This is a genomic window from Bradyrhizobium sp. Leo114, assembly GCF_055229415.2.
In genome coordinates this window covers 78,730-93,226 of sequence record NZ_JBUYEN020000007.1, presented here as the reverse complement: position 1 = coordinate 93,226, position 14,497 = coordinate 78,730, and the positions used below count along the sequence as shown (strand labels likewise).

The following is a 14,497-nucleotide window of genomic DNA, read 5'->3' as shown; positions in this document are numbered from 1 at the left end:
AGATTGCCGGGGGGCGCGAAGCCGTAGGGTGGGCAAAGCGCAGCGTGCCCACCATCGCGAGCAGCATGAAATGGTGGGCACGCTGCGCTTTGGCCACTCTACGACACTCTCGCCTCCGTTGTCATTCCGGGGCGCCGCGAAGCGGCGAGCCCGGAATCCATCCGGCCGCCAGTACAAGCGGTGAAATGGATTCCGGGCTCCCGCGGAGCCTGTCATCGGGCCGCGCTTTGCGCGGACCCGGTGGCGCGCCCCGGAATGACAGCGAGCTATAAATCCACCACCACGTAATCGCTTTCCACGGAGACCGCGATCGTCTCCGCAACGTACGGCCCCTTCACCAGATTCGTGCCCGGCTCGACCTTGACCGGATAGGCCCGCGCACGGAAGCGCTTGGGCTCGCAGTAGGACTGGCCGGTGCGGATGTCGAATTCCCAGCCGTGCCAGGGACAGCGGATGATCTCGCCGAGCTTCGTGTATCCGATCTCGCCGGGATCGGACGATTGCGCGAGCCCGATCAGCGGTCCCTCGCACAGCGAGGCACCCTGATGCGGGCAGCGGTTCAGAAGGCCGAAGAACTCGCCCTTGACGTTGAAGACCGCGATGGGCCGGCCGTCGATCTCCAGGAACTTCCTCGTGCCCGGCGGCAGTTCATTCACCGGGGCAACCACATGCCTCGCCATCAAGAAAGTCCGTACAGCTTGCGCGCATTGTCGAGATAGAACGCCTGCTTGTTGGCGTCGCTGACGCCGGCCGGCAGCACGCGCGAGGGCTCGTCATAGTCCCAATGCGGATAATCGGTCGCGAACAACAGCCTGTCCCAGCCGATCCATTCGATGGTCTGGAACAGATGCTCGCGCCGCTCCGGATCCTCCATCGGCTGCGTGGTCCACCAGATGTGGTCGCGGATATAGTCCGACGGCTTGCGCCTCAGATGCGGCACCTCGGCATGCAGGCGCTCGAACACCTTGTCGAGCCGCCAGGCCAGCGACGGCGCCCAGCCGAAGCCGGCCTCGACCATCACCATCTTCAATTTCGGGAAGCGCTCGAACACGCCTTCGAGCACGAGGCTCGCCAGCGCGGTCTGCTGGCACTGCGAATGGCCGACCATCTCCTCGATGTAGAAGCTCGGCCAGCCCGAGGCGGTGATGGGATTGCCGCCGAAGCCGAAGGCATGCACACCGACCGGAAGCCCGGCTTCCTCCGCCGCCTCATAGATCGGCCAATAGCGGCGCTGGCCGAGCGGCTCGACATTGCGGCTCAGCAGCAGCACCTGCACGAAGTTCTTGTCCCCTGCGCGCCTGCGGATCTCCGCGGCCGCAGCCTGCCCGTCCTCATTGGCAACGACGACCGAGCCCTTGAGGCGCTGGTCCTTGCTGGTCCATTTCTCGATTTGCCAGTCGTTGATCGCGGAACAGATCGCCGCCGCCAGATCCTGATTTCGGATGCCCTGCCCGGTGTTGAGCGGATTGAGCACGCCGAGCACAACATTGTTCGGATCAAGATGCTGTTGCTGCATGAAGGAAAGCGAAGAGCCCTGTGGACCGCCCTCCGGCGGATAGGCGTCGCGACGCGACGCATTCGGCTGCGCCTTGGGATAGGGCGGACCACCCATCATGCCCTGATAGGCGTGGACGCCGAAGGTTTCGAGATGTGCGTGCCAGCGCTTGGCGAGGAATGGATAGAGCTCAGTCTGGGTGGCGCGCGCCGGATGGATGTCGCAATCGGCGATCGCGGTCTTGATGCTGGCAGACCCAGCCTCCGGACGTTCACGAATCTGGATATTCATGGCGCCACCTCTTTCACCGATTGCTTCAAGCGCGTGTAGGTTGCGAGCGGATTGTCGATCATGATCTTGCGGACCAGGTCGGGCGAAATCCCTTTCGGCAGCGCCTCGTCGCCGTCGAATTGCCAGTGCGGATAGTCAGTCGAGAATAGGAGCAATTCGTCCGACTGCATATGATCGAACAGGCGGTTCAGCGTCTCGCCGTCCGGCGGTGCGTCGACCGGCTGCAGCGAGAAGCGGATGTTGCTGCGCACAATCTCCAATGGCGCGCGGTCGACCCACGGCGTTTCCATGCGGACGCCGCGCCAGAACTTGTGCAAGCGCCAGAGATAGGGCGGCAACCAGGTGAAGCCGCTTTCCAGCATCACCATTTTCAAATTCGGGTGGCGGGCGAACACGCCCTCGATGATCAGGCTGGTGAGTTGCGTCTGGAACGCCTGCGCCTGCGCGACATAGTCCTCGATGTGGTAGGAACCCCAGCCGACCGAGGTCGGCGGGTTGTGATAGGCGCTGCCGGCATGCACGCCGATCGGCAGGCCCAGCCGTTCCGCCGCGGCATAGATCGGCCAGTAGTGCCGCTTGCCGAGCGGCATGTCGCCCATGACCAGCATCAGCACCTGGACGAAGCGCGGATCTTGCGCGCAGCGCTCGATCTCCTTCACGGATTTCTCGATGCTTTGCACGGGGATCACGATCGAGCCGCGCAGCCGATCGTCCTTGTCGAGCCATTCCTTGGCGAGCCAACCGTTCAGCGCGCGGCAGAAGGCATCAGCCATGTCCTCGCTGAACACCATCTGCACGCCATAGAGCGGATTGCAGATGCCATAGGCGACAGCGAATTTGTCGAGCGCCTGGCGCTGCATGTCGGCAAGATCGGAGCCCGGCTTGCCCTGCGCCGGCCGCCAATCCGGCCGCGCCGAGATCGGCGAATTGACCGGATAGGATTGCGACAGCAGATCCGTCATGCCGCGCGTCGTCACCTGGTCGCGCCAGTAGTCGTTCATGTACGGCAGCAGGCTGGTCAGATGAGGCACGGCGGGATGCAGATCGCAATCCACGCCACCCGCGATCGGCGACGTCATGACGTTTCCTCGTTTAAGCGCGTGCGCCGCGCCCGTTGATTGCTCTGCATTCAAGCAGGCCTGCCTTTGGCCCGCAACTCGGCAGGAGCCGAAGTGGTGTGCTAGGAAGGCAGGACGCCCCGGAGAATTTTCATGGCAAACAACAAGAGAGGCGGCCGATGAACGAACTGGTGTCCATTGCGGAAAAGATCGCCGCGAAACTGATCGAGCGAAAGCAGACGATTGCAGTGGCGGAATCCTCGACCGGCGGCCTGATCTCGGCCGCGCTGCTCGCCGTGCCCGGCGCTTCGGCCTATTTCATCGGCGGCGGCGTGATCTACACCCGCGATGCGCGGCGCGCGCTGATGGACATTCCCAACGAGACGATGAAGGGCATCCGCTCGGCATCGGAACCTTACGCAAAGCTGCTCGCGAGCCAGATCCGCACGCGCCTTGCGACCGACTGGGGCCTCTCCGAAACCGGCGCGGCGGGCCCCACCGGCAATCGCTACGGCGACGCGGCGGGCCATAGCTGCATGGCGGTGGCGGGACCTGTGGAGACGGTGATCACGCTCGAGACCGCGAGCTGCGACCGGCAAGCCAACATGCAGGCGTTTGCGAAGGCGGCGCTGAGTTTGCTGTTGGAGAATTTGTCGCGGTAACGGGGCGTGTGTGGCCGCGCCGGTGGCCTCATGGTTCGAGACGCCCGCTTCGCGGCTCCTCACCATGAGGGTCAGGCCTGTCCCATCCTTCAGGACCATCCCCTCATCCTGAGGAGCCGCGCAAGCGGCGTCTCGGAGCATGAGGCCCCGCTGCGCAACTATCACTTCTCCCGGAACGAGCGCATGAACTGGTCGCTCAAGGGCTTCATCAAATAGGACAGCATGGTGCGGTCTCCGGTCTGAACAAAAGCTTCGACCGGCATGCCAGGGATGATCTTGACGTCTCCGAGGCGCTTGATCTCGTCCGACGGCATCGAGACGCGGATGGTGTAGAAGCTTTGCCCCGTGCGCTGGTCGGTGGTGACGTCGGCCGAGACGCGGGTGACGACGCCGCTGATCTCCGGCGTAGTGCGCTGATTGAAGGCCGACAGGCGCAGAAGCGTCTTCTGGCCGATCTGCAGCTTGTCGATATCCTGCGGATTGACCTTGGCCTCCACCGAGAGAGCATCAGCCTGCGGCACGATCATCATGATGGCATCGCCCGCGGTGATCACGCCGCCGACGGTGTGCACCGTCGACTGCAGCACCATGCCGTCCTGCGGTGCGCGGATATCGATGCGGCGGAGCTGGTCTTCGGCGGTCACCTTGCGCTCCACGAATTCGCCGATCTTGTCGTTGGTCTCGCGCAGATCCTTGGAGACCTCGGCCAGCATGTCCTTGTCGACCTGGATGATCTGCAGCTCGGTCTCGGTGATCTTGCCCTTGGCCTGCGCGCGGGCGGCGATGTATTGCGCACGCTCGCCGGCAAGCCGCGCGGCGTCGCGCTCGAGCGTGGTCAGCCGCGTGAGCTGCACGAGATGCTGGTCAAACAGCTGCCGGACGCCGACCAGCTCCTTCTGCACCAGCTCGATCTCCTTGTCCTTGGCAGCCTCCTGCGCCTTCAGACCCTCGATCTCCTCGTTGAGCTGGGTGACGCGCTCGCGCAGTTGCGCCTTCTGGCCGATGCGGCCGTTGACGCGGACCTCGAACAGCTTGGTTTCGCTCGCCAGGACGTCGCGGACGTCGGGATCCTCGGCGCGGCCGGCCAGGGCTTTCGGAAAGGCGATCTTGTCGCGGCCCTGTTGCTCGGCCTCCAGACGCGCCGCGCGCGCATAGAGCCCGTTGAGCGTCTTGACCACGATCGCAAGGCTCGCTTTCACCACCGTCTCGTCCAGCCGCACCACGATATCGCCGGTCTTGACGAGATCGCCGTCGCGCACGCGGACTTCGCCGACCACGCCGCCGGTCGGGTGCTGCACCTTCTTGACGTTGGAATCGACCACCACCGAACCCGGCGCAATCAAGGCGCCCGAGATCGGCACAGTAGAGGCCCAGCCGCCGAAGCCGCCCGCCACCACCAGCACGACGACGAGGCCCACGATCAGATGCAGCCGGATCGAGCGTCGCGCCCCGCGCAATTCTTCGCTCATGATTTGGCTCCCGCGTCGGAGACGATCTTGATCGGCGGCGCCGGCGCGACGCGCGGCTGCAGCACCTGCGCCAGCACGGTTTCCTTCGGGCCAAAGGCCTGCATGCGGCCTTCCTTCAGCACCAGGATCTGGTCGACACCCTCGATCCCGATCGGCCGGTGCGCCACCACCACCACAATGGCGCCGCGCTCGCGCGCCGAGCGCACCGCCCGCGTCAGCGCCTCGTCGCCTTCGCTATCGAGATTGGAGTTCGGCTCGTCCAGCACGATCAGGAACGGATCGCCATAGAGCGCGCGCGCCAGCGCGATCCGCTGCGCCTGGCCGGCCGACAGCGCCGTGCCGTGCTCGCCGACTTGCGTGTCGTAGCCCTCGCGCATCTTGATGATCATCTCGTGCACGCCGGCCTCCTTGGCGGCGGCGATGATGTCGTCCGACTTCGCCTCGGAATCGAAGCGACAGATGTTCTGCGCCACCGTGCCCGCGAACAGTTCGACGTCCTGCGGCAGATAGCCGACGTAGCGGCCCAGCACGTCCGGCGACCATTGGTCGAGCGCGGCGCCATCGAGCCGCACCTTGCCGCGAAACGGCATCCAGACGCCGACCAGCGCGCGCACCAGCGATGACTTGCCTGAGCCGCTGGGACCGATGATGCCGACGCCACTGCCGGCTTCGAGCGCGAACGCCACTTCGGCCACGATCACCCGCTGGTCGCCCGGTGCCGCAAGCGAGACGGCCTCGACCGACAGCCGTTTGGTCGGCGCCTGCAGCAAGGTCTGAGTGCCGGCCGGCGGCATCTGCTGCAGCAGGCGGCTGAGACGCTCCCAGCTCTGCCGCGCGGCGACAAACGCCTTCCAATGCGCGATCGCGAGATCGATCGGCGCCAGCGCGCGGGCGCTGAGGATGGAACCCGCGATGATGATGCCGCCAGTCGCCTCCTGGAAGATGACGAGATAAGCGCCGACCGCGAGCACCGCGGACTGCAGCATCATGCGCAACACCTTGGCGACCGCGCCGAGGCCGCCGGCGACGTCGCTCGCGCGCTGGTTGCCCGCGAGATAATTCTCATTGGCCTCGCTCCAGCGCCGCTGCAGCCGGCCGGACATGCCCATCGCAACCAGCACTTCGGCATTGCGGCGGCTCGACGCGGCGAGATCATTGCGACGGGCGGCGAGCGTCATCGCCTCCTTGGCAGGTCTGCGCGACATGAATTCGGTGACCAGCGTCAGCGTGATCAGGATGATCGCGCCGACCAGCGCGGTGACGCCGAGCAGCCAGTGGAAGGCGAAGCAGATCGCCATATAGAGCGGCAGCCACGGCAGGTCGAAGAACGCGCCCGGCCCCTGGCTGCCGAGAAACGATCTGACATTGTCGAGATCGCGCAATGGCTGCAGGCCTTCGGTGCGATTGCCCATGACGAGCGGCAGGCGCACGATGGTGTCGAACACACGCGCGTTGATCGCCTCGTCCAGCGAGGTGCCGATCCGCCCCAGGATCCGTCCGCGCAGGAGATCAAGCATCCCCTGCGCGATGTAAAGCCCGGCAGCGAGCACGACCAGGCCGACCAGGGTCGGCACGCTCCGGCTCGGCAGCACGCGGTCGTAGACCTCCAGCATGAAGATCGAGCCGGTCAGATAGAGGACGTTGATCACGCAGCTCATCAGGCCGACGCCGATGAAGGCGGCGCGGCACGCGCGCAACGCATCGCCGAGTTCGGAACGCCGGACGCCGGGAGCGGCTGCCATGAATGCTTATCTCTGCAAAAAGGGTCAAGTATTGACCACGTTTTACCGATGTTTGTGGCCAGCGTCTATTTATGTCGCGGCAGGCGCATTCTCGTTGCGTTAATTTCGGCACAGTTCCGCACCGCGCAACCGTCCAGGAAGGTTAATGACGGCCCGGCTTCGTAGCCCGGGTGGAGCGGAACGCGCAACCCGGGACAACTGCGTCGGCGTTGGCGAGTGGTCCCCGGGTTACGCTAGCGCTTCACCCGGGCTACGGAGAGAGACTTCGGCGAGCACGCAGCGCGCGATACGGTCCGGCGCCACCTGAACGGCGGCCGGCAACTGCTCGGAGCAGCGCGGCTGCGCCAGGCTGCAGCGCGGCGCGAAGGAGCAACTGGTCGGCGCGCGGTCAAGCGAGGGCGGCGTGCCCGGAATCGTCTCCAGCCGCTCCCCGCGCTTGGCACCATGGATGGTCGAGGCGAGCAGGCCCTTGGCGTAGGGGTGGACCGGGGAACGCACGATGCCGCGGAGACTGCCCTGCTCGACGATCTGCCCGGCATACATGACCGCGACGCGGTCGCAGATCTCGATCGCGACCCCGATGTCGTGGGTCACGAAGATCACGGACATGCCGAATTCGCGCTGCAATTCGCGCAGCAGCAGCAGGATCTGGATTTGCACGGTGGCATCGAGCGCGGTGGTCGGCTCGTCCGCGAGCAGGATCTTCGGCTTGCAGGCGAGCGCGAGCGCGATCATCGCGCGCTGGCGCATGCCGCCCGACATCTCGTGCGGATAGGAGTCGAGCCGGCGCTTGGCGGAGGGAATGCGCACCACCTCCAGCATCTCGAGCGCACGCGCCGTCGCCTCGCGCTCGCTCTTGCCCTCATGCCGCATCACGGTTTCCGCGATCTGGCGGCCGATGGTGTAGACCGGATCAAGCGCAAGCGCCGGCTCCTGGAAGATCATCGAGACGGTCTGGCCGCGAAAATTCGACAGCGCCTCGTCGTCCATCCCGAGCACGTCCTGTCCCAGCACCTTGACGCTGCCCGAAATCTGCGTCCGCTTCTTCGGCAACAGCCGCATCAGCGCGCGCAGCGTGACGCTCTTGCCGGAGCCGGACTCGCCGAGCAGGCCGAGCACCTCGCCCTCACGAAGCGACAGGCTGAGGTCATTGACGGCGTGCACCGTGCGTTCGCCGGTGAAGCGGATGTTGAGATTCCGGACTTCGACAAGATTGGTCATGCGAGCTTCGGCACCTTGGCGTGGAAATCGGTGGCCCGCTGGAACGCCGCGCCGATGCGAAGCAGCACGGCTTCCTCGAAGGAGCGGCCGATCAGTTGCATGCCGACCGGGAGCCCCGTGCGGGTGAAGCCCGAGGGGATCGCCAGCGACGGCAGGCCGAGATAGTTGACCGGGCGGGTGAAGCGCGTCAGCCGCTGGATCACCGCTTCGGCGCCAGGGCCGTTGCCGACATCGCTCTCGGCGATGGTGGGCGCAGGCACCGGCGCTGCCGGCGCGATCACCGCATCCACGCCGGCGACCGCGGCATTATAGGCGGCGAGCGCCGGACCGCGCCAGCGCATCGCCTCGAGATAGCTGACGGCGGGAACGGCGAGCCCGTTCTGCAGCCGCATCAACACCTGCGCGCCGTAATCCTGCGGACGCTCGATCATCCAGCGCTTGTGGAAGGCGGCCGCCTCGGCGGCAAGCACGAGCTGGGATGCCGAACTGAGCTGGCGCTGGTCGGGCAACTCGACCTTCATGACTTCCGCGCCCTCCCGCTTGAGAACGGCGATGGTCTCGTCGAGGATGCGCGCCACCTCGGAATCGAGATCGTCGACGTAGAATGCGGTGGGCAGGCCGATCTTGAGGCCTTTCAGCGAGCCCTTGGTCGCTTCCAGATAGTCCGGCACCGGCAGCGTCGAGGCGGTCGGATCCTCGGGGTCGCTACCCGCCATCAGGCCGAGCAGCAGCGCGCAATCCTCAGCCGTTTGCGCCAAGGGGCCGACGGTGTCGAGCGATTGCGACAGCGGCATTGCACCGGCGCGGCTGACGCGCCCGACGGTCGTCTTCAGTCCGGTGACGCCGCAGAAATGCGCGGGCATCCGGACCGAGCCGCCGGTGTCCGATCCCAGCGCCGCGGAGGTCAACCTTGCTGCGACCGCCGAGCCGGAGCCGGAGGAGGAGCCGCCGGTGATATGAGCTACGTTCCAGGGATTACGGACGGGGCCGTAATGCACATTGTGGCCGGTCGGGCCGTAGGCGAACTCGACCATCTGCAGCGAGCCGAGCCGGATGCTGCCGGCATCCTTCAATCGCTGCAGCGCGGTCGCCGTGGTCTTGGCGACAAAGTCACGGCGGATCAGCGAACCGCAGGTCACGACCTTGCCGGCCTCGTAATACATGTCCTTGTGAGCGAGCGGCACGCCGTGCAGCACACCGCGGCTCTTGCCCTTCGCGAGTTCCGCATCCGCTTGGTCGGCGGCGGCGAGCGCCTGTTCGGATTCGATCGCCAGGAAGGCATTGAGCTTGGGCTGCCATTCCGCGATGCGGTGCAGCAAGGCTCGCGTCACCTCGCGCGAGGAGACTTTCTTCTCGGCGATCGCTTTCGCGACCGCAGTCAGCGACATCAAGGCGAGTTCGCTGCTCATTTCGACACCTTCGCGGTCTGCGCGAGCAGGAAGCTCGCGGGCTCGAGATCGAACGGCAGCGTGCCGGCGACCGGCGCGAAGCCGGCGAAGGCCGGGCTGATCGAATTGGAAATGCGCGCGGCAGCTTCGCCGTCGATGGGCACGCCCGCGACGTCGGCCATCGCCGTAGCTTCCTTCGGACTGGGTTTCGTCATGCCGCCTCTTCCTCCCTTGCCGGTGCGCGGCTGTGCCCCGAGCCCGGAATAGCCATGTAGCACGCCGCCTGATGACCCGTACTATCGAGCGTGGTCAATTGTGGAGTGGCTTTTGCGCAGAGCGGCTCCGCAAACGGGCAGCGGGTGTGAAACCGGCAGCCCGGCGGCGGATCGATCGGGTTCGGCGGATCGCCCGAGATCGGCGGCACCTCGGTCCGCTTGTCCGGATCGGAGGATGGCATCGCAGCCAGCAGTGCGCGCGTATAAGGATGCGCGGGCTGGTCCCAGACCTTGTCGACCGGGCCGAGCTCGACGACTTCGCCGAGATACATCACCAGCACACGATCGGAGATGTAGCGGACGACATTGAGGTCGTGGCTGATGAAGAGATAGGTCAGGCCGAACTCGCGCTTCAAATCCGCGAGCAGGTTGAGCACCTGCGCCTCAACCGATTTGTCGAGTGCGGAAACGGCTTCATCCAGAATCACGAGCCGCGGCGACAGCGCCAATGCACGCGCGATGTTGACGCGCTGGCGTTGGCCGCCGGAGATTTCGTGCGGATAGCGATTGGCGAAGTTTTCCGGCCGCAGACCCACCTTGCCGAGCAGCTCGCGCGCCAGCGCGCGGGCGACGCTATCTGCCATGCCATGCACCTTCGGACCGAAGGCGATGGATTCCTCGATGGTGAGGCGCGGATTGAGCGAGGCGTAGCTGTCCTGGAACACCATCTGCATGCCCCGGCGCAATTCGCGCAGCGACAGCGCGCGGCCGACCTGCATGCCGTCATAGATGATCTCGCCGGAATCGCGCTTCATCAGGTGCATCAGGAGGCGTGCGGTGGTCGACTTGCCGCAACCGGACTCGCCGACGATGCCGACGGTCTCGCCCTTGGCGATTGCGAAGGAAACGTTATCGACGGCCCGCACGGTCTTGCGCGCACTGAACAATTCGCCGCGCACAGGGAAGTGCTTGGTCAGGCCTTTCACCTGAAGCAATGGCTGCGCGGCGCCACCGACGTCCTCGATCGGAGTGAGCATGTCGACTGGGTTACTCATGCGGGGCCTCCAGGTTCACCTCTCCCCACTGGGGAGAGGTCGGCGCGCAGCGCCGGGTGAGGGGGTGCCGGTCCCTCGATGGAGCGTAACCCCTCACCCGGATCGCATCTCGCGATGCGATCCCACCTCTCCCTTTGGGAGAGGTGGGGACCGCTGCGGAGATAGCTCTAGTCGATCTCATCGCTTTAGTTCCTGATGTCCATGGCGCTGCGCATGCCGTCGCTCAGCAGGTTGAAGCAGATCGAGACGGCGAAGATCATCACGCCCGGCAGCGCCGCGACCCAGGGATTGACGTAGATCGCCGTGCGCAGCGTGTTCAGCATCAGGCCCCATTCCGGCTCCGGCGGCTTGGTGCCGAGGCCAAGGAACGACAAGCCTGCGGCGAGGATCATCGATACCGAGATCAGGCCGGTGGCGTAGACGAAGATCGGACCCAGCACATTGCCGAGCATGTGCACGCGCATGATGGTGAGCGGACCGGCACCGGAGGCGCGCGCGGCTTCGACGAAATCCATGTTGCGTACGCCGGTGGTGACGCTTTCGGCAACGCGGGTGATCTGCGGCACGAACACGACGGTGAGCGATACGATGGAGTTGACGATGCCCGCGCCCAGCGCTCCGGAGATCGCGATCGCCAGCAGCACCGAGGGGAAGGCGTAGAACACGTCGATGGTGCGCATGATCGCGGTATTGAGCTTGCCGCCGACATAACCCGCGACCAGCCCGAGGCCGGTGCCGATCACGAAGGCCAAGATCACGGGCAGGATGCCGATGATCAGCGACAGCCGCCCGCCATAGACCAGACGCGACAGCATATCGCGGCCGAGCTCGTCGGTGCCGAGCAGATAGCCTGGCGTACCGATGTGGCGCAGGCGGCGGATCATCGAGCCCTGGTAGGGATCGGCGAGCCCGAGCCATGGCGCCAACAGTGCCGCTGCAAAGATCAGGATCAGAATGAGCGCGCAGGCCATGCTGACCTTGTCGCGCATGATGCGGCGGCCGACGGTGGCCCAATAGCCGCGCGCCTTCGTCGCGGGGGCTGCTTGCAGTGCGAGATCGGTGATCGTGCTCATCGCGCTAGCCTCGCTTGATCCGCGGGTCGATCGCGGCCTGCGTGATATCGACCAGGAGGTTGAGCAGCACGAAGAACAGCGCCAGCACCAGGATCGTGCCCTGCAACAGCGGCAGGTCGCGCTGGAAGATCGCGGAGTTGAGCAGCAGTCCCGAGCCCGGCCAGGAGAACACGGTCTCGATCAGGATCGAGCCCCCGAGCATGTAGCCGAGTTGCAATCCCATCACCGCGAGCGCGGTGGGGGCCGCGTTCTTGATGACGTGGCGGAACACGTTGGTCTCGCGCAGGCCCTTGGCGCGCAAGGCCTCGACGAAATCCTGCGACAGGATATCACCGGTCAGCGCGCGCACCGTGCGGGTGACGATGCCCATCGGGATCACCGAGCTCGTGACCGCAGGCAGGATCAGGTAGCGCAAATGATCCCAGTCCCACGCCCACGCACCGGAGCCGCCAGGACCAGCGCCGACCGCGGGCAGCCAGTTGAGCTGCACCGAGAAGATGATCACCAGCACCATGCCGAGCCAGTAATGCGGCACCGAGACGCCGGCGATCGCAAACGAAGTCGCGAGCTTGTCGATCCAGCTATCGCGGAAATAGCCGGCGATCAGCCCGAACAATAGCCCGAGCGTGAAGCCGATCATCGCCGCAAAAATCGCGAGCGTCACGGTATTGCCGACGGCGCGCATCACTTCCGACAGCACGGGCCGGCCGGTCGCGATGGAACTGCCGAGATCACCGTGCAGAGCGCGCCACAGCCATAGCCCGAACTGCACCGGCAGCGGACGGTCGAAGCCATACGCGGTGCGCAATTGCTGCGCCAGCTCCTGCGAGGCGTCGGCCGGCAGCACCGCGACCAGGGGATCGCCGGGCGTGATGTGCACGAGCAGGAAACACACCAGCGCGACGCTGATGACGATCGGGATCACATAGACGATGCGTCTGGCGATATAGGTAAACACGAGCGTTACTCTGATTTGTGCATGCGTCTCTCATCCGTCATGGCCGGGCTTGTCCCGGCCATCCACGCCTATCCACTTGCCCCAGTTACTCCGGGGCGCCCGCAGGGCGAACCCGGAATGACAAAGCAAGAAGGGCGTGGATGCCCGGGTCAAGCCCGGGCATGACGAAGGATAGAGCAGTGCAGGCCTTACTGCGTCATCGAGACCGGCGAAAAATCGACGAACCAGCTCTTCGGCTGCACGAAACCCTTGACCTTCGGGCTCATCGCGCGCGGCGCAACGTCGTGGGCGACGTAAAGGAACGCCGCATCATCGACGGAGGCCGCATGCAGCTCGGCGAGCGCCGCATCGCGCGCGGCGGGATCGAAGCTCTGGCGGGCCTTGGTCACGAGTTCATCGAACTTGGGGTTATTGATATAGCCCCAATTGTTCGACACCGGCGGCGCCATCGACGATTGCAGGAAGCGCACCAGCGCGAAGAACGGGTCCATCGCCGCATAGGTGACGTTGGTGGCGTTGGAGCCATTGGCGGTCGGGTCCTTGGCACCGCGTCGCCAATTGGTGAACAGCGTGTTCCATTCGATCACGTCGAGCTGCACGTCGAAATAGCATTCGGCGAGCGCCTGCTGCAGATATTCGTTCATCGGCAATGGCAGCATCTGGCCAGAACCTGAAGCAGAGGTCTGGATCTTCACCGTCAGCTTCTTGTTCGGACCGTAGCCTGCTTCCTGCATCAGCTTCTGCGCGGCAGGCTTGTCATACTTGATCTGGAAGGTCGGATTGCCGCGCCAGGGATGGCCCGGCTCGAAGGTGCCAGTCGCGGGCACCATCAACCCGGCAAGCAGGCCGTCGCGCAGACCTTCACGATCGACACAGAGATTGGCGGCCTTGCGGACGCGAATGTCGTTCCACGGCGAGCCCTCGATGCGGGAGAACTGCCAGGGCCAGACATGCGGCTCTTCATTGCTGTAGAGCACGAAGCCGCGCTGCTTGATCTCGGGCAGCGCATCCGGCGCCGGCGCCTCGACCCAGTCGACCTGACCGGAGAGCAGCGCCGCAGTGCGCGCATTGGCTTCCGGCATCGGCAGCAGCACCATCTTGTCGACCTTCGGAACGCGCGCCTTGTCCCAATAGGCAGCGTTCTTGGCGAGTTCGAGCCGCTCGCGCGGCGTGAATTTCGTCATCTTCCACGGCCCGGTGCCGGAGGCGTCCTTGGCGAACGCGGCCCAGGCGGCCTGCGATTTCGCCTTGGCGTCGGCGCCTTCGGAGGTGTCATAGAACTTCTGCCACTTTGCCGGGCTCGCCATGAACAGATTGGTCAGGTTGATCGGCAGGAAGCTGTCCGGCTCCTTGGTGGTGAGTTCGACCGTCATGTCGTCGATCTTGCGGGCCGAGGCCAGCGTCGGCATGCGCGAGGCGGTGACGCCGACCTGGCTCGGATCGAACTGCGGTGCATCCTGCTTGAGCACCTTGTCGACATTCCAGACAACGGCATCGGCATTGAACGGCGAGCCGTCATGGAAGGTGACGGCGGGGCGCAGCTTGAAGATCCATTTCTTCTTGTCGGCATCGTCGACCTTCCACTCGGTCGCAAGGCCGGGAATGACGACGCTCGCCTTGTCTGATGACGACAAGTCCCACATCGTCAGCGCATCGTACATCGTGAGCCCGGTGAAGCGGTTGCCTTCGAAGCCCTGATCGGGCTGCCCGAGCGTGCGCGGAATATCGGCAGCGGTCATGCCGATGCGCAGCACCGTTTCGGCGCCGGCCGCGCGCGGCAGGCCCGCCAGCGCAATCGCCAGCGCTGCGGCCAGCGCCATCGTTCTGGTTTTCTCAGTACGCATCTCAAGGTCCCTTCTTCAACTTCGGG

The 14,497-nt window shown here is 65.3% G+C and carries 13 protein-coding genes; 1 reads left to right on the top strand and 12 read right to left on the bottom strand.

Going from position 1 to position 14,497, the window contains the following annotated elements; genetic code table 11:
* Window positions 1-266 precede the first annotated feature (266 nt).
* The 3 genes from ACZIRK_RS10530 to ACZIRK_RS10520 are packed head-to-tail and all read right to left on the bottom strand — an operon-like array spanning window position 267 to window position 2,865.
* Window positions 267-680 carry a Rieske (2Fe-2S) protein gene (locus tag ACZIRK_RS10530; protein ID WP_130225854.1) on the bottom strand — a complete coding sequence of 138 codons (414 nt, stop codon included), beginning with the start codon at window positions 678-680 and terminating at the stop codon, window positions 267-269.
* Window positions 680-1,786 carry an amidohydrolase family protein gene (locus ACZIRK_RS10525; RefSeq protein ID WP_130225853.1) on the bottom strand — a complete coding sequence of 369 codons (1,107 nt, stop codon included), beginning with the start codon at window positions 1,784-1,786 and terminating at the stop codon, window positions 680-682. Before ACZIRK_RS10525 ends, ACZIRK_RS10530 begins: the two co-directional genes overlap by 1 nt.
* On the bottom strand, window positions 1,783-2,865 hold the full coding sequence (locus ACZIRK_RS10520) for an amidohydrolase family protein (protein ID WP_130225852.1): 1,083 nt from the start codon (window positions 2,863-2,865) through the stop codon (window positions 1,783-1,785). The genes ACZIRK_RS10525 and ACZIRK_RS10520 overlap by 4 nt, the downstream gene beginning before the upstream one ends.
* Window positions 2,866-3,023: 158 nt before the next feature.
* Here ACZIRK_RS10520 and ACZIRK_RS10515 point away from each other — a divergent pair, with 158 nt between their 5' ends.
* Entirely contained in the window at window positions 3,024-3,506 is a 483-nt protein-coding gene (locus ACZIRK_RS10515) for a CinA family protein (protein ID WP_130225851.1), read from the top strand.
* 161 nt (window positions 3,507-3,667) lie between these two features.
* Here the strand turns inward: ACZIRK_RS10515 and ACZIRK_RS10510 are convergent, their stop codons facing one another.
* The 9 genes from ACZIRK_RS10510 to ACZIRK_RS10470 form a co-directional block, all read right to left on the bottom strand.
* Window positions 3,668-4,975 (bottom strand): HlyD family type I secretion periplasmic adaptor subunit, encoded by a 1,308-nt coding sequence (locus ACZIRK_RS10510; protein WP_130225850.1) that lies wholly within the window; start codon window positions 4,973-4,975, stop codon window positions 3,668-3,670.
* The gene (locus ACZIRK_RS10505) at window positions 4,972-6,717 is read right to left on the bottom strand and encodes a type I secretion system permease/ATPase (protein ID WP_130225849.1); all 1,746 of its coding nucleotides are present in this window, start codon (window positions 6,715-6,717) and stop codon (window positions 4,972-4,974) included. Before ACZIRK_RS10505 ends, ACZIRK_RS10510 begins: the two co-directional genes overlap by 4 nt.
* Before the next feature lie 228 nt (window positions 6,718-6,945).
* Window positions 6,946-7,938, bottom strand: coding sequence for an ABC transporter ATP-binding protein (locus tag ACZIRK_RS10500; RefSeq protein ID WP_463327344.1), 993 nt, complete (start codon window positions 7,936-7,938; stop codon window positions 6,946-6,948).
* Window positions 7,935-9,347: an amidase gene (locus ACZIRK_RS10495; protein WP_130225847.1), complete on the bottom strand. Its 1,413-nt coding sequence runs from the start codon at window positions 9,345-9,347 to the stop codon at window positions 7,935-7,937. Before ACZIRK_RS10495 ends, ACZIRK_RS10500 begins: the two co-directional genes overlap by 4 nt.
* Window positions 9,344-9,541 carry a hypothetical protein gene (locus tag ACZIRK_RS10490; RefSeq protein ID WP_130225846.1) on the bottom strand — a complete coding sequence of 66 codons (198 nt, stop codon included), beginning with the start codon at window positions 9,539-9,541 and terminating at the stop codon, window positions 9,344-9,346. The genes ACZIRK_RS10495 and ACZIRK_RS10490 overlap by 4 nt, the downstream gene beginning before the upstream one ends.
* Window positions 9,538-10,596, bottom strand: coding sequence for an ABC transporter ATP-binding protein (locus ACZIRK_RS10485; protein WP_165435207.1), 1,059 nt, complete (start codon window positions 10,594-10,596; stop codon window positions 9,538-9,540). Before ACZIRK_RS10485 ends, ACZIRK_RS10490 begins: the two co-directional genes overlap by 4 nt.
* Window positions 10,597-10,781: 185 nt before the next feature.
* Window positions 10,782-11,669: an ABC transporter permease gene (locus ACZIRK_RS10480; RefSeq protein WP_130225845.1), complete on the bottom strand. Its 888-nt coding sequence runs from the start codon at window positions 11,667-11,669 to the stop codon at window positions 10,782-10,784.
* A 4-nt stretch (window positions 11,670-11,673) separates the two neighbouring features.
* Window positions 11,674-12,627 carry an ABC transporter permease gene (locus ACZIRK_RS10475; protein ID WP_463327343.1) on the bottom strand — a complete coding sequence of 318 codons (954 nt, stop codon included), beginning with the start codon at window positions 12,625-12,627 and terminating at the stop codon, window positions 11,674-11,676.
* 188 nt (window positions 12,628-12,815) lie between these two features.
* Window positions 12,816-14,447: an ABC transporter substrate-binding protein gene (locus tag ACZIRK_RS10470; RefSeq protein WP_463327367.1), complete on the bottom strand. Its 1,632-nt coding sequence runs from the start codon at window positions 14,445-14,447 to the stop codon at window positions 12,816-12,818.
* Window positions 14,448-14,497 lie beyond the last annotated feature (50 nt).